General features: G+C 43.9%; 15 protein-coding genes, 1 other RNA gene and 1 pseudogene. 13 read left to right on the top strand and 4 right to left on the bottom strand.

The annotated features are described in order from the left end of the window. The 6 genes and pseudogenes from dnaA (at position 1) to CGRAC_RS00030 (ending at position 7,929) form a co-directional block, all read left to right on the top strand. Positions 1-1,329, top strand: a complete 1,329-nt coding sequence (gene dnaA, locus CGRAC_RS00005; RefSeq protein WP_005872941.1) for a chromosomal replication initiator protein DnaA — start codon at positions 1-3, stop codon at positions 1,327-1,329. Between the two features lie 156 nt (positions 1,330-1,485). After that, on the top strand, positions 1,486-2,565 hold the full coding sequence (gene dnaN / locus CGRAC_RS00010) for a DNA polymerase III subunit beta (RefSeq protein WP_005872946.1): 1,080 nt from the start codon (positions 1,486-1,488) through the stop codon (positions 2,563-2,565). A gap of 9 nt (positions 2,566-2,574) precedes the next feature. Continuing rightward, positions 2,575-4,887, top strand: a complete 2,313-nt coding sequence (gyrB, locus tag CGRAC_RS00015; RefSeq protein ID WP_005872948.1) for a DNA topoisomerase (ATP-hydrolyzing) subunit B — start codon at positions 2,575-2,577, stop codon at positions 4,885-4,887. Further along, positions 4,887-6,317 (top strand): EAL domain-containing protein, encoded by a 1,431-nt coding sequence (locus tag CGRAC_RS00020; protein WP_005872950.1) that lies wholly within the window; start codon positions 4,887-4,889, stop codon positions 6,315-6,317. The genes gyrB and CGRAC_RS00020 overlap by 1 nt, the downstream gene beginning before the upstream one ends. Then, positions 6,311-6,694, top strand: a pseudogene (queF, locus tag CGRAC_RS00025) (preQ(1) synthase); the annotation flags it as partial. The gene CGRAC_RS00020 and the pseudogene queF, both read left to right, overlap by 7 nt. Next, entirely contained in the window at positions 6,694-7,929 is a 1,236-nt protein-coding gene (locus CGRAC_RS00030; protein WP_005872955.1) for an HD domain-containing protein, read from the top strand. The pseudogene queF and the gene CGRAC_RS00030, both read left to right, overlap by 1 nt. A gap of 3 nt (positions 7,930-7,932) precedes the next feature. On the opposite strand, the gene ffs is transcribed toward CGRAC_RS00030, so the two are convergent. Then, an RNA gene (gene ffs / locus CGRAC_RS11275) (signal recognition particle sRNA small type) lies at positions 7,933-8,030 on the bottom strand. Between the two features lie 47 nt (positions 8,031-8,077). On the opposite strand from ffs, the gene CGRAC_RS00035 reads away from it, so the two are divergent. The 3 genes from CGRAC_RS00035 (at position 8,078) to CGRAC_RS00045 (ending at position 11,064) form a co-directional block, all read left to right on the top strand. Continuing rightward, complete coding sequence (locus CGRAC_RS00035; RefSeq protein WP_005872956.1) at positions 8,078-8,497, top strand: hypothetical protein; 420 nt, start codon at positions 8,078-8,080, stop codon at positions 8,495-8,497. Between the two features lie 64 nt (positions 8,498-8,561). After that, positions 8,562-10,364, top strand: coding sequence for a translational GTPase TypA (typA, locus tag CGRAC_RS00040; RefSeq protein WP_005872958.1), 1,803 nt, complete (start codon positions 8,562-8,564; stop codon positions 10,362-10,364). A 112-nt stretch (positions 10,365-10,476) separates the two neighbouring features. Beyond that, the gene (locus CGRAC_RS00045) at positions 10,477-11,064 is read left to right on the top strand and encodes an HAD-IB family hydrolase (RefSeq protein WP_005872961.1); all 588 of its coding nucleotides are present in this window, start codon (positions 10,477-10,479) and stop codon (positions 11,062-11,064) included. A 409-nt stretch (positions 11,065-11,473) separates the two neighbouring features. Here the strand turns inward: CGRAC_RS00045 and CGRAC_RS00050 are convergent, their stop codons facing one another. Beyond that, positions 11,474-12,286: a transporter substrate-binding domain-containing protein gene (locus tag CGRAC_RS00050; RefSeq protein ID WP_005872965.1), complete on the bottom strand. Its 813-nt coding sequence runs from the start codon at positions 12,284-12,286 to the stop codon at positions 11,474-11,476. A 224-nt stretch (positions 12,287-12,510) separates the two neighbouring features. Further along, on the bottom strand, positions 12,511-13,314 hold the full coding sequence (locus tag CGRAC_RS00055; protein ID WP_005872970.1) for a transporter substrate-binding domain-containing protein: 804 nt from the start codon (positions 13,312-13,314) through the stop codon (positions 12,511-12,513). Between the two features lie 97 nt (positions 13,315-13,411). On the opposite strand from CGRAC_RS00055, the gene CGRAC_RS11630 reads away from it, so the two are divergent. Next, on the top strand, positions 13,412-14,440 hold the full coding sequence (locus CGRAC_RS11630) for a hypothetical protein (protein ID WP_143297827.1): 1,029 nt from the start codon (positions 13,412-13,414) through the stop codon (positions 14,438-14,440). Between the two features lie 381 nt (positions 14,441-14,821). Here the strand turns inward: CGRAC_RS11630 and CGRAC_RS00065 are convergent, their stop codons facing one another. Next, positions 14,822-15,403: a Crp/Fnr family transcriptional regulator gene (locus CGRAC_RS00065; RefSeq protein ID WP_005872973.1), complete on the bottom strand. Its 582-nt coding sequence runs from the start codon at positions 15,401-15,403 to the stop codon at positions 14,822-14,824. 127 nt (positions 15,404-15,530) lie between these two features. On the opposite strand from CGRAC_RS00065, the gene CGRAC_RS00070 reads away from it, so the two are divergent. The 3 genes from CGRAC_RS00070 to CGRAC_RS00080 all read left to right on the top strand — a co-directional run bounded on the left by CGRAC_RS00070 (position 15,531) and on the right by CGRAC_RS00080 (position 19,522). Next, positions 15,531-16,097 (top strand): hypothetical protein, encoded by a 567-nt coding sequence (locus CGRAC_RS00070; protein WP_005872974.1) that lies wholly within the window; start codon positions 15,531-15,533, stop codon positions 16,095-16,097. A gap of 13 nt (positions 16,098-16,110) precedes the next feature. Next, on the top strand, positions 16,111-18,558 hold the full coding sequence (locus CGRAC_RS00075; RefSeq protein ID WP_005872975.1) for a molybdopterin-dependent oxidoreductase: 2,448 nt from the start codon (positions 16,111-16,113) through the stop codon (positions 18,556-18,558). A 457-nt stretch (positions 18,559-19,015) separates the two neighbouring features. Further along, a complete protein-coding gene (locus tag CGRAC_RS00080; RefSeq protein ID WP_005872977.1) occupies positions 19,016-19,522 on the top strand; it encodes a hypothetical protein in 507 nt (168 codons plus the stop codon). Positions 19,523-19,558 lie beyond the last annotated feature (36 nt).

Genomic DNA, 19,558 nt, shown 5'->3' on the forward strand with positions numbered 1-19,558 from the left:
ATGGCGACGTCGCAAGCACAAGAAATTTTATCGAATTTAGAGAAGGAAATTTTACCTACCGAATACTCTAGATACATTAAAAATTTGAAATTTAACGATAAAAACTCGACCCCGGAATTTTTCATATACAACGCAACTAACGAGTTTATCGCTAAATACACTCAGACAAAATACGGCACTAAAATAAAAGAGCTTATCAAAAAACAGTTTGGGCTCAACGACGTGATCGTCAAAATCACCTCAAAGGCTAAAATTTCGCCTAAAGAAAAGGTAAAAATCATCTCCGAAAAGCCCAAGAGCACCATTTTAAGCGAAAATTATAACTTCGAAAATTTTATCATCGGCGATTCAAATAAATTTGCCTTTGAGTGTTCGGTCTCCGTCGCAAAAGAGCCCGGAATTCGCTTTAATCCGCTCTTTATCTACGGGCCTAGCGGGCTTGGAAAAACTCACTTGCTTCAATCGATCGGAAATTACTGCATCAAAAAGGGAAAGACCGTCATTTGCGTCACCAGTGAGCAGTTCGCTAATGATTTTGTCTTTAATCTCAAAAACAACTCGATCGATAAATTTAAACAAAAATACCGCAATTGCGACGTTTTGCTCATCGACGACATTCAATTTTTAATCGGACGTGATAAAGCTCAAGAGGAGCTTTTTTATACATTCAACGAGCTAAAAGACAAAAACTGCCAAATCGTGCTAACCAACGACCTGCCGCCGAAATTTTTAAAAGGTTTTGAAAATCGACTCACAACGCGATTTGAAAGCGGCATAATAGCAAACATCACTCCGCCTAATCTAGAAACTAAAATCGCTATTATCAATAAAAAGAGCGAAGAAAATCGCGTTAGAATTCCACACGACGTCGTAGAATATATCGCCGCAAATATGGGCGATAATATCCGTGAAATCGAAGGCGCGATCAACAAGCTAAACGCTTACTCGTCGATACTTCGCACAAAGATCACGCTGGAATTTACCAAAAGTACGCTTCAAGATCAGATCCATCAAAAATATTCAAGCGTGAGTCTCGAACACGTCATAGAGGTGATCTCAAAAGAACTGAACGTAAAACCTAGCGAGCTAAAAAGCAAAACGCGAGCTAAAAACGTCGTCGAAGCGCGCCAAATTTGCATATATCTAACCAAACAGTTAACTCAAAACTCAATGCCTAAAATCGCCGCATTTTTTAATCTAAAAGATCACAGCGCCATCAGCAAAAATATCAAAAAAATCAACGAACTCATTCAAACCGATGAGATGTTAAAGATAAAAATTGAAGAGCTAAAAAACAAAATAACCAAAAAGGATAAGAATGAAATTTAGACCTTATGAAAATAAAGCAAAAAAGGTGAATGAAAGTGAATAAAACAAAGCTACTTACTCACTGGATAAACTACCTAAAGACAAGCTTTAGGACAAGTTTTTCACAAAAACTGCATACCAACTACTACAACGATAAAAATTTAAAAGGATAAAAATATGAAAGTGTTAATCACTAAAAAACTTCTAGAAGAGATAGTTTCAAATACTAGCTCCTATCTTGATAAAAAAGATCTAAGCTCAATAACTTCGCATCTTCTAATGAGTGCTAAAGATGGAATTTTTAGTATAAAAGCTACCGATCACGAAATCGGACTAAGCTATAATCTTCAAAATGTCTCAATAGAAACGGAAGGCGAAGCCACTGCAAATGGAGGCAAACTCCTTAGCGTTATCAAAGGCTTAAGCGACGATAGCGTTACTTTAGAAACCGTTAACGGAGCGCTATTCGTAAAGCAAAAAAAATCCAAGTACAAGCTTCCAATGTTTGAAACGAGGGATTTTCCGAGCTTTCCTGTAGTAGAGGGCAAAAACAGCTTTGACGTAAATGCTGGAATTTTAGGCAGAAGCCTTAAAAAAATCTATCCCTCGATCGATACGAACAATCCAAAATATGAGCTAAATGGAGCCTTAATCGACGTAAAAGAGGGCTTTTTAAATTTAGTCGGAACCGATACGAAGCGACTTAGCGTTTATAAGCTGATCACTCAATCAAAAGCTGGCGAGCTAGATACTAAAATTTTAATCCCTAAAAAGGCAATAGGCGAAATTCAAAAGTTATTTTCTGATAAAATTAAAATTTACTACGACGAAAACGTGCTACTAGCGGTGAGCGAGAATTTTGAGTTTTTTACAAAGCTTATAAACGGCAAATTTCCAAACTACGAGCGCGTGATCCCAAGCGATACGGCGCATAAAATTTCAATCCCGCGCGATAAGATGGTAAGTGGCGTACGAGCAATAAACGCGATGTGCGAGGAGATGAAGGTTACCATTAAAAAGGATGGAATGATTTTTGAGAGCATTAATGAGGATAATTCCGAGGCAAAGACCGAAATTGAAGCGACGATCGAAATAAACGGAGAGATAGTTTTTGGCGTGAAAAACCGCTTTTTACTTGATTTTTTAAGTAATATCGAGAGCGAAATTTTTGAGCTTGATTTTAACAGCTCCGATACGGCGTTCGTGCTTAGTGCGGATGGTTTAAAAACGGTTATCATGCCGATAAATAATATTTAAAGGAAAATTATGAAGCAAAATTACGGCGCTAGTAATATTAAAGTTTTAAAAGGTCTTGAAGCCGTTAGAAAGCGTCCCGGAATGTATATTGGAGATACCAATATCGGCGGACTTCACCATATGATCTACGAGGTAGTGGATAACTCGATCGACGAGGCGATGGCAGGTTACTGCGACACAATCGATGTCGAGATCACTAGCGAGGGAAGTTGTATCGTTAGTGATAACGGTCGTGGGATTCCCGTCGATATACATCCGACCGAAAAAATTCCTGCCGCGACGGTAGTTTTAACCGTGCTTCACGCAGGCGGTAAATTTGACAAAGACACTTACAAAGTCTCCGGCGGTCTGCACGGCGTGGGTGTTAGCGTCGTAAATGCGCTTTCAAAAAAGCTTGTCGCTACGATCAAACGTGATGGAAATATTTATAGACAAGAATTTGCCAAAGGAATTCCTACTACCGAGCTTGAAAAGATAAAAACTACTAATCGCACGGGCACTACGATCGAGTTTTGGCCCGACGGCGAAATTTTTGAAATTTTAGAATTTGACGATGAAATTTTATCGAAAAGATTTCGCGAGCTAGCGTATCTAAATCCAAAAATTACGATAAATTTTAAAGATAATCGTACGGGCAGGGACGAGCATTTTCACTTTGAAGGCGGTTTGGAAAGCTTTGTAAACGATATGAATAAAGCGCCTGCCATATCCAAAGCCGTATCGTTTAGCGATAGCGCGGATGATGTTATGGTGGATTTTGCGCTTATGTATAACGAAACGTATAACGAAAATTTACTAAGCTTCGTAAATAATATCAAAACTCCGGACGGCGGTACGCATGAGGCGGGATTTAGAGCGGGTCTTACTCGCGCGATAACAAATTACGTCGCGGCAAATGCGGCTGCGCGCGAAAAGGACACGAAGATCACCGGCGACGACGTTCGCGAGGGACTTATTGCGGTAATTAGCGTTAAGGTTCCCGAGCCGCAGTTTGAGGGACAGACTAAAGGTAAGCTGGGCTCCAGCTATGTTAAACCGATCGTGCAAAAGATGGCGTTTGAGGTACTTAGCAAGTATTTTGAAGAAAATCCGATCGAAGCGCGCGCCATTATGAATAAGGCCCTTTTAGCTGCGCGCGGTCGCGAAGCGGCGAAGAAGGCGCGCGATCTAACGCGCAAAAAAGATAATATAAATTCCGTCGGAACCCTTCCTGGAAAGTTAGCCGATTGCCAGAGTAAGGATGCGAGTATTAGCGAAATTTATCTAGTAGAGGGCGATAGCGCGGGCGGTTCGGCGAAGCAGGGAAGAGATCGCGTGTTTCAAGCGATCCTGCCGCTTAGAGGTAAAATTTTAAACGTAGAAAAGGCGCGCCTGGATAGAATTTTACAATCAGAAGAGATTAAAAATATGATCACGGCCTTTGGCTGCGGTATAGGCGAGGAATTTAACGAAGAAAAGCTCCGCTATCATAAAATCATCATTATGACCGATGCGGACGTCGACGGTAGCCACATCCAGACGCTGCTTCTAACATTTTTCTTTAGGTTTTTGCGACCTATCGTAGAAAACGGCTATGTTTATCTGGCACAGCCGCCACTTTTTAGATATAAAAAGGGCAAAAAAGAAATTTATCTAAAAGACGAAAAGGCGCTTAGCGAGTTTTTGATCGAAACTGGCATCGATATGGGCGAGTTTGAAGGCATCGGTAACGAGGATCTGATCGATTATCTAAAAATCGTCTCAAATTATCGCTCGCTTCTGAATGAGCTTAAAAAGCGTTTTAGCGTGCTTAGCGCGATCAGATTTTTGATAGAAAATGACGAAGCGCGAAGCCTCGGCTATGAGGAGTTATTTAAAATTTTAAAACCACGCCTGGAAAGCGAAGGATTTAATATCTTAAATTCCTACGTAAATGATGAAGGCATTAGAATTTACGTCCAAACTCCGAGCGGTTTAGAACAGCTTGTGATAGATGAGAATTTATTCGGCAATTATATCTTTGAAGAGGCGATCAGAATTTATTCGAAGATCAAAGATCGAGATGTAAACTTTGGCAAGGATTTTATTGAAATTTTAGATGAAATCGAAAAAAGCTCGAAAAAAGGCGCTTATATTCAGCGCTATAAAGGTCTTGGAGAGATGAATCCGGAGCAGCTTTGGGAAACTACTATGAGCCCTGAAAATAGAAGGCTTTTAAAAATCAGCATTGCAGACGCACAAAGTGCTAGCGATACCTTTAATCTCTTCATGGGTGACGAGGTTGAACCGCGTAGGAACTACATCCAAGATCATGCCAAAGACGTTAAACACTTGGATATATAATGTCTGTTTTATTTAGTGAGACCAAAGAGCGCGAAAACCGTTTTATAACGGCACTTAAAATTTCGGTGCCATTTACCTGCGTTTTGATTGTTTTCGGAATTATTTTATTCCGAAATGGCGAGTTTAAATTTGACGATGTAATTTTATTTTTAATACTTTTGATCTGCTATGTTTATTATGTCATTTATCAAATTTATTTTGGCTTTCAAAAGACTCTGATTGATCCCGTTACTCACGTATTTGTGCGAGAGGAGATCGAGAAAATTTTGAGTAATGATCTAGCCAAAAATCGTCAAATAAATATTGTTCTTTTGCGAATTAAAAATATCATCGACATAAACGATCGATACGGCTACAAAAACGGCGATGAAATTTTATATGAGTATTGTAAGGAACTTTCAAATTTTATGGCGGAGCAGGGTTTTAAGGACCTTCCGATAGGACGCTTTATAAATGGCTATTTTGTATTCGGCGTAGAATCAAAAGCTACAAATTTAAGTCATATTTTGCGAATGTTTGAGCATAAAATTTCAAGTCAAACGATTAAAAATGTAGAGATAAAAAGCGAATTTACGATGCTTCCAAGCTCGTATGATCGCAATCTAAATAATATCGTAAATGCTCTATTTTATAAGATAAATCACCTGGACGACGAAGAGCACGGCGAGAAGGCTATTGACGTAGAGAAAGTATTAATTGACGTATTTTCCGCCGACGTAATGGAAGCGATCGATAGCGAAAATTTTAGCTTTAAATATCAGCGCGTTGCAGATAAAAACGGCGTAAAATCGCATATAAATTTAATTCCGAAACTTGATCTAAGAAGCGGCGAAAAGATTACAAAAAGTAGAATTTTAGATATTTTGCTTCTAAATCATTATGATATCAAATACGATATTTCGATGATGAGGCAGATTTCTAGGATCATCTATTTTAAAGATATTGACGCTAAAATTTTTATCGAGATCATGCCTCAGACCCTGCGAAATAACGAGTTTCGTAATGAAATTTTAAAGCTAATAGATAATAATCTGATCGATCCGAAAAAGATCGTGTTTGAGTTTAACGAAAAGCTTATCTATTCGGAGATCAAGCGCTTTGACGAAATTTTGATTAAATTCCGCGAACTTGGATTTAGCTTCGCGCTGTCGCAGTTCGGCGGCTCAAACGCGAGCTTTGAATATTTAAAATTTTTAGAAGTGGATTTTATCGTTTATGACATAGAATTTAACAAAAATTTGAACGACGAAAAGATTAAAAATATTTTTATAGGTATCAACGAAGCCTGCGCTAAATCGGGTATCAAAACCGTAATGCGTTTCGTTGATAAAGAGGAATTTCAAATGCAGCTTTATAAAATGGGTATCGATTATATTCAGGGATTTTGCGTCGAAAAGCCGAACGATATATCGAATTTAAGGAGATCATAGTGAGATACGGCGAAGAGGAAATTGAAAAATTTGACATCGAAAATTTAGAAGTTTGGCCAAATAAACAGGAGCGCGATTATCTTATAAAAATAACCCTACCCGAGTTTTGCTGCCGCTGCCCACGCTCTGGCTATCCGGACTTTGCGACGATCTATTTGGAATATATCCCGGATAAGCTCGTAGTAGAGCTTAAAGCGATCAAACTTTACATAAATTCCTTTATGAACCGTTATATTAGCCACGAAGATAGCATAAATGAAATTTACGGCGCGCTGCAAAGCAAGCTAAAACCTAAATTTATGAAAATTACGGGCGATTTTAATCCGCGCGGCAACGTTCATACGGTAATCGAAATAAACTCGGATCAAATTTACCGATGATAAGCTCAAATTTAGTCGAACAAATTTTTAAATCCGCAAGCATTAGCCGTTGGAACGATTACCCAAAGATGGTAAGTCTTGTCGAGCTCGACAAGCAGGCACATAAATTTATCATCGCTTATTTTATCGCTAGCTTTGAGCGCGACGTGAATATCAACTACGTGATAGAAGCGGGGATTTTCGAGTTTTTAGCGCGCATCGTCGTGACCGATATCCGTCCGGACGTCTTTCATCAGATACAAAAAACCAAGAAAAAAAAGATCAACGAATGGGTTTTAAGTGTCTTGGAAAGCGATCTTTTGCCTATTCAAAACGGCGAGTTTTTCGAGCGATTTAAAAAATATCTAAATTCCAAGGATCATAAGAAAGAAGCCGTGATCTTAAAGGCGGCAAGCTACCTTTCTACGCGCTGGGAATTTAACATCGTCTATCAAACGAGCCAGTTTTTAAACGATATCGAGGAGCTAAAATCCAAGGTCGAGGAGGAGCTCGAGGATTATTATGAGCTAATCGGCGTGCGAAAGATCGTGATGAACAAAAAACTTGCCCGCATAGTTGATCTTAGCGGCAGACTTCGTTTTCAAAAACGCTGGGCTCAGACGCCGCGCATTCCTGAGACATCGGTGCTGGGACATATGCTGGTAGTCGCGATTTTAAGCTACTTTTTCTCGCTTGAAGTTGGTGCGTGCCGCTCGCGCACGGCATATAATTTTTTCTGCGCTCTATTTCACGATTTGCCCGAAAGCCTCACTCGCGACATCATTAGCCCCGTAAAATACGGCGTCAAGGGCCTTAGCGACATCATCAGCGAATATGAGATGCGGCTAATAGACGATAAAATTTTACCCTTTGTGCCGGAACATATGCGAGATGATTTTAGTTATATTTTGGGTATCCGTAAAGAGAGCAGTAAATTTATAAAAGACGAGTTTGAAAACCGCACCTTCGAGCTAGGCAGGGAGCCTAAATTTGCAGAAGGCAGCCTAAAGATGTTTAACGAAGATAAATTTCGCGCAATCGACGGCAAAGCGCTTAAGTATTGCGATAAACTAGCGGCGTTTTTCGAGGCGGGGATTTCGATCAGCTACGGCGTTAAAAGCAAGGAGCTGCTTAGCGGGTATAATTCGATGTTAGAGTTTTTCAAAGCCAAGCCGAAAATTGAAGGCGTCGATTTTCAGAGTGTTTGCGAGGATTTCAAAGAGCATTTCGGGCTCAATAGGATCGATTTATAAAACCCCTTCCCAGATGGCTGCGGCACATGCGAGATCTAAGTGCTCTGCTGTATTCCTACCCTGAAGCGGTGCCTAAAAAAAGCATTGCACAGGTCTAAGAAAGGGCAATCGGGATTATATGGAAATGTTTCTTAAAGTAAGGTTATAAATGAATTTCAAAAATCATCTTTTATTCGTATTTCGCGAGGTTTTTATCCCTCATCATCGCTCTATCGAGTTTAGAGCCAAAATTTTTGCCGCTATGCTGCTTGCCAAAAAGAAGCAGACCGACGAGGATTATGACGTGATCAAAGATATAGCGGGCGAAATTTATCCGGGCGATGAGCAGCGCATCGGCGTGCTGGTATCCATCGTAAAAGAGTATATTATAAAGGCGAAGACCTATAAAGGTCTAAATTTAGACTCGCTTTTAAAAGAGATCGACAGGGATATCAAAAACAACAAAAAATATATCAAAAAAATCGATTTTTCGCATCTGCGCCGTCTGATCGGCGACGATGACGACGATGCGTTGATCCAACAGCGCGTTTATGAGTTTTTTGTCTGCGAAGTCAAAGAGTACTCGTAAATTTTTATCTTAAGAATTTTTTTAGTATAATCATCAGTTTTTGAAATTATAAACGGAGAAGAATTTGGAAAATATCAGAAATATCGCGGTTATCGCGCACGTCGATCACGGAAAGACCACTATCGTAGACGAGCTTTTAAAACAGTCCGGCACCTTTGGTAATCACCAAGAAGTCGGCGAGCGCGTGATGGACAGCAACGACATAGAGCGCGAGCGCGGCATTACGATACTATCCAAAAACACCGCCATCCACTACGGCGGCGTTAAAATTAACATTATCGACACTCCGGGCCACGCCGATTTCGGCGGCGAGGTCGAGCGCGTGCTAAAGATGGTAGACGGCGTGCTTTTGCTCGTCGACGCGCAAGAAGGCGTCATGCCGCAGACGAAATTTGTCGTAAAAAAGGCGCTATCTTTAGGGCTCAGACCTATTGTAGTCGTAAATAAAATCGACAAGCCCGCAGCCGATCCGGACCGCGTGGTAAATGAAATTTTCGATCTTTTTGTAGCGCTTGACGCAAACGACGAGCAGCTTGAGTTTCCCGTCATCTACGCCGCGGCCAAAAACGGCTATGCAAAATACGATTTAAGCGATGAGAGCACCGACATGAAGCCGCTTTTTGAGACAATTATATCTCACGTCCCTACTCCTAGCGGTAGCGACGACAATCCTTTGCAGCTGCAGGTTTTCACGCTCGATTACGACAATTACGTTGGCAAGATCGGCATCGCTAGAATTTTCAATGGCACGATAAACAAAAACCAAAGCGTTATGCTAGCTAAAGCCGACGGCACGCACATTAACGGTAGAATTTCAAAACTCATCGGCTTTAACGGACTTGAGCGCACCGACATTGATACGGCGGGCACCGGCGACATTGTAGCGATTGCGGGCTTTGATGCGCTTGACGTAGGCGATAGCATCGTCGATCCCAATAATCCGATCCCGCTTGATGCGCTGCATATTGAAGAGCCGACCCTTAGCGTAATTTTCAGCGTAAATGACGGACCGCTAGCCGGCACGGAGGGTAAATTCGTAACCTCAAATAAGATCGACGAGCGCTTGGAAGCGGAGATGAAAACCAACATCGCGATGCGCTATGAAAACGCGGGCGAGGGTAAATTTAAAGTAAGCGGTCGCGGTGAGCTGCAGATCACGATTTTGGCTGAAAATATGCGCCGCGAGGGCTTTGAGTTTTGCCTCGGGCGCCCGGAAGTCATCATTAAAGAGATCGACGGCATCAAATGCGAGCCTTTCGAGCATCTAGTCATCGACGCGCCCGATGATTGCACGGGTACCGTCATCGAAAAGCTCGGTCGCAAAAAGGCCGAGATGAAGGTGATGAATCCTACCGGCGATGGACAGACGCGCATGGAGTTTGAGATCCCCGCGCGCGGTCTCATCGGCTTTCGCTCGCAGTTTTTGACCGATACTCGCGGCGAGGGCGTGATGAATCATAGCTTTTTGGAATTTCGCCCCTTCATCGGTGCGGTCGAGAAGCGACAAAACGGCGCGCTCGTGAGTATGGAAAACGGAGTGGCGCTAGGATACAGTCTGTGGAATCTGCAAGATCGCGGCGTGCTTTTTATCGCTCCGCAGGCGAAGGTCTATCTGGGCATGATCATCGGCGAGCACAGCCGCCCGAACGATCTGGACGTAAATCCGATCAAGGGTAAAAATTTAACCAACGTCCGCGCCAGCGGCAGCGATGATGCGATCAAGCTCGTGCCGCCGCGAGTATTAAATTTAGAGCGCGCGCTGGAGTGGATTGAAGAGGACGAGCTTGTGGAGGTTACGCCGGTAAATATCCGCGTGCGCAAGCGATACCTAGACCCTACGACGCGCAGACGAATGGCGAAAAAATAGAATTTTTGGATGAAATTTTAAAATTCGGCGTGAAATTTAGCTTTTAAATTTCACGCCTTTTTTATAGGCAAATTTTAAAATTTGCGCTGCTAAAATTTTGCTAGGAGAGGCAATGAATCTTGTTTTATTCGACTTTGACGGTACGATCACGCGCGATGATTCGCTGCTCGAGTTCGTCGCCTACGTAGTCGGATTTAAGAAATTTTTTCGCGGGATTTTAGTGCTATCTCCCATTTTAGCGGCGTATAAGTTAGGTCTTGCGAGCAATAATTTTACGCGTAGAAAGCTCTTGGGCTACTTTTTTGCGGGCATGAGCGCCGATAAATTCGATAAAATTTGCAAAAAATACTCCACCACTCACATCGAAGATATCCTAAAACAAAGCGCGATGGACAAGATCGCAAGCTATAAAGCCGCGGGCGATAGGGTCGTTATCGTCACCGCCTCGCTCGAAGACTGGCTACGTCCGTGGTGCGAGGCGCAGGGCTTGGAGCTTTTAGGCACTAAAATACGACGCAAAGGCGGCATCATTACGGGCGAGATCGAGGGACAGAACTGCTACGGCGCGCAAAAGGTCGCTCGCGTGCGCGCAGCATACGACGTGCAGGCTTTCGATCGCGTCATCGCTTACGGCGACAGCAGAGGCGATCGCGAGATGCTCGAGTTTGCCGATGAGGCGCACTACAAGGCGTTTGAGTAAAATTTAACGCTGAAAGCTGAATAATACATCTGCGGCGACTGCGCTTTTGCTGAGAGCTAGATTTCTCCTCACGCAGAATTTTATCCTTTTAAATTTATCGCGCTTATCTGCGGAATTCTATACCGCACGATAAATTTTATATTTTATCGCAGCGCAAAAGCCATGAGTTACGAAATTCTGTTGCAGCACGGGATTTTAAAATTCTCGGTGCGGGTAAAATTATATCGTAGCGTGGAATTTCGTTCCGAATAGAATAGATATTTTGAAACCGAGCGTAAGATAAAATTTAAAATTTTACGGAATTTATTGGTTACCAAAATTTCAAAATTTGCAGATTTCAGAATTCCACTCGCCGCGTGCGAGGTGAAATTTTAAAATTTCAAAATTCCGCGCCTTAGAATTCTAAGGTCTAAAGCATGTTGTAAATTCCGTCTAAAAGGAAGTATTTTTTATCCGCAGTGCCGCGGTAAAACGGCTCGAAAGTGTCCTCATAAGCCTTTTTGAAAAAGCCCTCTTTGCTTAGCTTAATTAGATCGGCATTGATGAAATCAAGCAGGCTTTGATTGCCTTTTTGCACGCCGACGCCTAAGAATTCCGCCGCACCTAGGTTTTTAAACGGCACTTCGAGCGTATCGTCTACGACGGCGTAGGCTAGGACAATGATATTGTCGTTGGCATAACCATCAGCTCTGCCGTCCTTCATCATCGCGTAGCACTCGGAGGTATTTTTGCAGTAAACTAAATTGCTAAATTTCTCTTTGCGCAAATAACGCTCGGTCATTGAGCCGTTGGGATTTTTTTCGATCGAAATTCTCATATCGCGAACTTGCGCGAAGTCCTTCACTTGATCCTCTTTACGCGTTACGATGCCAAAATTTACCGATAGATACGGCAGCGAGAAATCCACCTGCTTCTTACGCTCTTGCGTAATCATAAAGGTGCCGATAACCATATCGACCTTGTTATTTTTCAAAAACGGGATTCTCTCGCCTGCGGTTACGGCTACGAACTGCACTTCGCCCTTTTTATCGCCGAAAATGTCTTTGGCGATTGAGCTAGCAAGCTCGATTTCAAAGCCCTCAAACTTGCCGTTATTAGACTCGCTTAGTGGCGGACGACCTTCTCGCACGCCTACTCTGATGACCCCTGCCTGCCTGATTTCATCTAGTGTATTTGCAAAAATGCTAGCGCAAAATAAGGCTAAAATAAAAAGTGATCTCATAAAAAGCCCCCTACTTTTTAGTTTTGAAATAATTATAGCACTATATATTTTAGAGAAAATAAATGCAAGCGGTTTAAAATTCAATCACCGCGCGTATGCAGGCTTGAAATTTAGGGGCGAAGTGGGGATTTAAAATTTAGCGAATTTGTGAAATTTTAAATCCCAAGATTTTAATTATACAAGCTACCTTCTATAAATTTTATATTTTAATTTCTAGCTCGCTTTTATAATAAGTCATAAATTCCATCTAGCAGGAAGTATTTTTTATCCGCCGTACCACGGTAAAAAGGCTCGAAGGTGTCCTGATAAGCCTTTTTGAAAAAGCCCTCTTTGCTTAGCTTGACAAGCTCTGCGTTGATGAAATCAAGTAACTCCTTATTTCCTTTTTGCACACCGATACCGATGAAATCAGGCTTACCGAAGTTTTGAAACGGCACTTCGAGCGTATCGTCCACGACGGCGTAGGCTAGCACCGTGATATTAAGGTTGACGTATCCGTCGGCTTTGCCGTCACGGATCATCGCGTAGCATTCGCTTGTACTTTTGCAGTAGCTTGCGTTGGTGAATTTCTCTTTTTTGAGGTAATTATCTACGGTCGTGCCCTCTTCGGTTATGAGCCTCATATCGCGCAAACGCGATATATCTTTGATGGCGTCTGCTTTGCGAGTTAGCACGCCGAGATTGGTCGAAAAATACGGCATCGAGAAGTCTACATGATTTTTGCGCGCCGAATCAATGACGAAGGTAGCTGCGACCATATCGACTTTATTATTGACTAGATATGAGACGCGATCGGCGGCGCTTAGAGAGACAAACTGCACTTCGCCTTGTTTAGCGCCAAAAATCGCTTTTGCGATCGCATTGGCAAGCTCGATCTCAAAGCCTTCAAATTTACCGCCACTAATCTCGCTAAAAGGCGGTCTGCCGTCTCTGACGCCGACTCTAATGACGCCGCTATTTCTGATCTCTTGCAGCGTGTTTGCAAAAAGCCCCGCACAAAGCAAGATCAAAGTAAAAAGTAGTTTCATTTGCTGCTCCTTTGTTTAGGTTATTTACGGCTAATTCTAGCGAAATTAAAATCAAAAGGCGCTTTTTTAGGCTAAATTTATTTGCCGTTTGCTTTTTATGAAATTTCAAGACGCTGTTAAATTTAGCCTTAGATTTGATATAATCGTGCAAAATTTAAGCGAGGGCGATATGAAAAATTTTATCTTTTTGTGGCTTTTACTTGCGGGCTGCGCTTTCGGTGCTGCTAAAGAGGATGCGGCGGCTTCTACTACGCAGCAGGTGGCGTCAAATTTGCCGCAGCCAAATTTTGAAATTTTTTACGATGAAAATGCTAGCGATGCGCAGATAGATGCGGGGTTGGATGCGCTTTTAGAATTCGCGGCGCAAAACAGGGGCAGGATCGACGAGGATTTCGGGGAGTTTAAAGATAGAATTTTCACCGCTTTCATTTTTAATCCGAAGGTGCTACGAAATTCAAAATTCGACTTCGAGCGGATAGAAAAAATCCTTAAATTTAAACCAAATCTCAATTACGGCGGAGACGGCGGTTTTTTCTCGCCGCTAAAGCTCGCGATCTTTTTCGGCTCGAAATTTAGCAGCGAGATAGCGAAGCTTTACCATTTTGATAAAGCCGATGCGATGCGGCTTTTAGAGCTTTTGGTGCGAAACGGCGCGGACGTCAAGGCTAGCGGGCTGCTGCGAGATGCCGCGGCAAACGATAATTTCGAGGCATTTAAGTTTTTGATCGCAAACGGCGCGCGAGATACGAAAGACGTGGTCGGCTCGGTTGCGGGCAGCGAATTAATATTTTTAAGTGACAACAACGTTTCTATTCTCGGATATAAAGAGGCACTGCCGCTTGCTGCGAGGAAGTTTGCCACGGGCGCCAAATTTAAAGAATTCCGCGACGGGAGATTATGCTATTTGGACGAAATTTTAAAATTCCAAAGCTTTGCGAGCATCGATAAAAAGGAGATCAAAACGCTTATCAAAGTAGCTATGGTACTAGATGACGAGATGACGGCGAAATTTCTGCTAACGCGCGGTCTGTGCAAGCAGAAAGAGCTTTGCGAGTTTCTAAAAGCGCAGGCAAAAACTTACGACGCCGTAAAAATTTCTAAAATTTTAAGCCGCAAAGAGAAGTAAATTTTAAAATTTGAGTGGCTACGGCGTGGCAAGCGGATAAAATCGCTATTATAATTGCGCCAGTCGCAGTCGCCCTACTTTGTCATTTAACGCGAGCGAAAAAGCAAAATTTGTTCCGCCTAACCTACCCTCCTCCGCTTATCAAACAGCTCGCTATTAAGTTCATTCGAGATAAATTTTAATGTATTTGCCAAATAGCGCGGCGGCGGAGGTAAATTTTAAAATTTAGCCGCTCACTACTAAAATTTCAAGGTTGCTTTCAGCTTTAGTGTGCCGCAAAAGCGCACTATATATTGTGTTCAGACACAATCAAATAGCTTGTAAGACGCGAGCTTTTCAAATAGTCTTGCATTAAATTTACATCTGCCACGCGAATTCAAACTATAAAATTTTAATTCTATTTCCTTTTAATTTCACGATCTTTTTGTCATTTACGAGCTTCGTAATCGCCTGGGAGACGTTTTGGCGAGGCGCGCCGAGCAGGCTTGCCAGCGTCATTATATTAAAGGGAAGCTCCACGATCTTATCTGCGTTTGCGATGCGGTTTAAAAAATTTAAAATCCGCGTCTGGATTTTCGCAAAGACGATCTCTTTTATCAAGATCCGTTGCGAGTAGATATTTTTGATAAGCGCGTTTATGATCGAGCTTGCAAACTCATCTCCGAGCAACCCGAAAAGCTCCGAGATATTGATTTGCAGCGTCTCGCAGTCGCTTAAAATTTCAAGGCTCGTGTTTTTATCCAAGCAGACGTAGGCGCCGCTTCTTATGAAGCTAAAGATAAATTCCTTGCCGTTTTCGTAGCAGTTTAGCTTCGCCCTACCGCGCAGCAGAATGATAAATTTAAACTTCTGCGCGTAGATCACGTCGCCGCGAGCGTAGCTTTCGCGCCTAAATTTGGCAATCCGCTCCCTGCTTAAAAAGTCGAATTTCTCGCTGTAATCGTTATTTAATCTATCTATCATAGCAGCTCTTTGCATAAAATTTCACGTAAATTTTACATAAAAAGGATAAATTCGTCGCAATCGCGACAAATTTAAATTTATCTTTGATTTATAATTCGCGTTAAAGACAACCTAGAAAGGATACTTTATGAGGAAAATTTTTATCTCATTTATCTGTGCGTGTTCGCTTTTTGGCGGCGAGATAATCTCTAAAACCGCTACGATCTCGCAAGACGGCAAAGCAATCGGCGAGGCTGAAATTTTAACACCGATCGAGGTGATATCCAGCGAAGGTGGCGTTACCAAGATTAAAATTAAAGGCGTCGTGAGCGAAAACTATCAGCTTCAGATCCAAAAAAATATGAAAGAAGCTGAAATTTACGCAATTTTTACGAACGAAGCCGAAGCAAATTTTAAAAAGGGCAAAAAGCTAGAGGACGATTACGGCGAGATCTGGTACGAAGCCGAGGGGATTTACGAGATCAGTTCGGATGCCGTAGCCAAGGACGCTAAGGCTCTTTATGCGGAGGCAAAGACGAACTACGAGCAGATCTGCTCGGCGTGTCACCGCCTGCATGAGCCAAAGAGCTTCACGGCAAATCAGTGGCCTGCAAATTTACAAGAGATGATCAATGCAAACTACGTAGCGCTCGAGGGCGACGAGCTAAATTTGATCATAAAATACCTACAACACAACGCAAAAAAACCTGAATGATAAAGGAGATCAGATGAAAAGGCGAGACTTTTTAAAGGCGGGGATTTTAGGCGCAAGCGCGGCAAGCGCTAGCAGGATCGAAGGGGTAACGCAGACGATTTTTGATAACAAAAAGGTATTCGGCGCAAATAGATTCGGCCCTTTTTGGCTAAATTTAAACTCGTCGCAGATCGTTTCGGTAAGCGATTTCGAAGGCGATAAATTTCCAAATACGATGAACTACAGCTTGCCCGATAATATCCAAAACGAAAACCGCGTGCTCTATCCGATGGTACGCAAAAGCTATCTGAAGGCAAAAGGCGCGGCAAAGAGCGAACTACGCGGCAAAGAGGAGTTCGTGCGCGTTAGCTGGGACGTAGCGCTTGATCTAGCGGCGAAGGCTTTGAAAGAAAATTTCGACAAATACGGCGCCGAGGCGATCTACGGCGAGTGCTACTGGTGGGGCGGTAGCGGCAAGATCGGCTGGGGACGCACCGTAGCGCACCGAATGCTTAAAATTTTAGGCGGCTACGTAGAGGAAAGCGGCGATTACTCCACCGGCGCAGGGCTCGTCATCATGCCTCACGTGCTAGGCTCAAGCGCCGTTTACGACGCGCCTACTACGTGGAAAGCGATTGTTAAAAACGCCAAAAACGTCGTATTTTGGGCGACCGATCCTGCGGTAACTAATCAAATTTCATCCATTCCGCCTACGCACGACGGCTACATCGGCATGCAAGAGCTTAAAAAATCGGGCATCAAAACCTACAGCGTAAACGTGATGAGAAACGACACCGCGCGCTACTTCGGCAGCGAAGATATCATCGTGCGCCCAAATACCGACACCGCGCTCATCATCGGCATGTGCCATTATCTGTTTACGAACAACCTCTACGACGAGGAATTTATCAAAAAATACACAGTCGGATTTAATAAATTTAAAGCGTATTTTCTAGGCGAGAGCGATAAAATCGTAAAGGACGCCGCTTGGGCGAGCAAAATTTGCGGGCTTAGCGAGGAGGCTATTGCGAAATTTGCTACGGCGCTTGCAAAGGAGCCGAGCACGATTTTAATCGGTCGCGGTTTGCAACGTGCCGATCACGGCGAGCAGCCTTTCTGGGCGCTCGTGGCGCTTAATGCGATGCTGGGACATATCGGCAAGGAGGGGCTCGGCTTTGAATTTAGCCTGGGCTACGACTCTGCTGGCGCTACGAATAAGGTGGCTCCGATTTTAAAGGGACTTAGCACGCGCATAGATGAGAAATACGAAAACACGGGCTCTGCGCCTTGGAAAAGTGCGAAAAATATTACCATCCCGTCTTCTCGCAGTATCGAGGCGCTGGAGCATCCGGGCAAGCAGATTGACTACGACGGCACCAAGATCAAGCTGCCGCATATGAGAGTCGCGTATATGGCGTGCGGATCGATGTTTACGCGCCATCAAGACGTGAACAATATCGTCAAGCAGTGGCGTAAGCTCGACACCGTTATCACCGCCGAGCCATACTGGACGAGTACGGCGAAGCTTAGCGATATCGTGCTTCCGGTGGCCGTCGAGGTCGAGCGCAACGACATCAACCAAACCGGCGCTACGGGCGAATACATAGTCGCTTACAGGCCCGCAATCGAGCCGATGGGCGAGAGCAAGAGTGACTTTTGGATCTGCGAGCAGATCTGCAAGCGCTGGGGATATGGCGAGGTCTTTAGCGAGGGCAAGGACGAGCTAGGCTGGATGAAGGAATTCTACGCCGATGCCGTAGAGCAAGCCAAAGGTCTAAATATAACGATGCCTAGCTTCGAGGAATTTTACGACAAAGGCTTCGTGCGCTTTGAAAAGGACGACGAGAGCAGCGCGCTATATACGCGCCTTGCGGCATTCCGCGAAAATCCCGCCAAAAACCGCCTCGGCACGCCGTCTGGTAAGATCGAGCTTTACTCGCCCGTAATCGCTAAGATGGGCTATGCTGACTGCCCGCCGATGCCTACTTGGATCGAGCCGAAAGAGTGGCTGGGGGATGCGAAAAAGACGGCGAAGTATCCGATCCACATCGTAAGCCCGCACTCTCGCTACCGCCTGCACAGCCAGCTAAACAACTCGATCATCAGAAATTTCGCCGAGGTTAGCGGCAGAGAGCCGGTGCTGATAAATCCAAAAGATGCCGAAGCTCGCGGGCTTGCGAACGGCGACATTGTGCGCGTTTTCAACGACCGCGGCGAAATTTTAGCGGGCGTGCTCATCACCGACATCGTACCCGAGCGCGTCGCAGCGATCTGCGAGGGCGCGTGGTACGATCCCGAGGTTTGGGGCGAGAAGAGCCTCTGCCAGCACGGCTGCGTAAACGTGCTTACGTTTGATAAGGGCACGTCAAGTCTCGCGCAAAGCAACTCGGCTCATACTGTGCTAGCGCAGATTGAGAAATTTAAGGGAGAGATTAAACCTATACAAGCGTTTAGTAAACCTAAAATTTTGCAGTCGCTATAAAATTTAGCGCGTCGTCTTTTAAGCGTCTTTGAATGAGCTAGAAAATTTCGCCCTGCGACAGGCTAATTTGCCTAGTCTTGGGACGAAATTTTCGTCGCAACATTCAAATCCATCTTAAAATACTTCCGCTTCTCTTTTTTGCGTTCAAATTTTATAATCCGTCAAATCGCGCTGCATTTTGTAAAGCAAGCATGGCAGAGTTTTTAAAATTTCGCTAAAATTCGCTCAAATTTAACCCAAAGGCCGAGCCGTGCAAATCCCAAATTTGATCCGAAATTTTATCCGCAAACGCATCGTTTCAGAGTGCATTTTACTGCCTTTTTTCTACCCCGACGAGGGCGAGTTTGAGAGTTTTTAGGAGGGATATAGGCTCGTTAACCGCAAAACGGGCGAGGAGCTAGCGGGCGACGCACCCGGACAGTGGCGCAAGAGCTGGCGGGTCATCGCGCGTAACGGCATGGACGATCCTTTTTTCGTGGATTTTGCCCTAGGCGCCGCCTCGCCAGTGTATTTTGCCTATCACGGCGCCGGCTCTTGGGAGCCGATTAAAGTCGCGGACAACATCGTTAAATTTGAAGAAATTTTAACCGCTCTTGCCGCGCTTGAGGCGCCTTGCTCGCTTGAAGCGATCGCGCCACTTGCTGATTTAAACAACGAATTTTACCGCGAGCTGGCGGACGATTACGCGCGGGCGGATGAAGCGCGCGAGGAGCCGGGATATAGATATTTCAGCGTTTTTATCGAGGACCTGGGCGCGGATAGGGTAAAAACGCTCGTGTTTTTAAAGAAATTTTTTGAAGATGGGAGCTTTACGGCGACTAAAGAGAGGACGCAAAATTTGCCACTTTGCCTCTTTAGCGGCATAGAGGAGCTGGCGCTAGCGCTACAAGACAAACTCGCCTCACTCGGAGTTAAATTTTACGCCCGCGAGATCTCTTTTAGCGAAATTTATCGCACGGAGTAGTTAAGCGGGCAAATTTAAAATTTTAACTCCCGCTAT

This window comes from Campylobacter gracilis (assembly GCF_001190745.1).
GTDB classification, from domain to species: domain Bacteria; phylum Campylobacterota; class Campylobacteria; order Campylobacterales; family Campylobacteraceae; genus Campylobacter_B; species Campylobacter_B gracilis.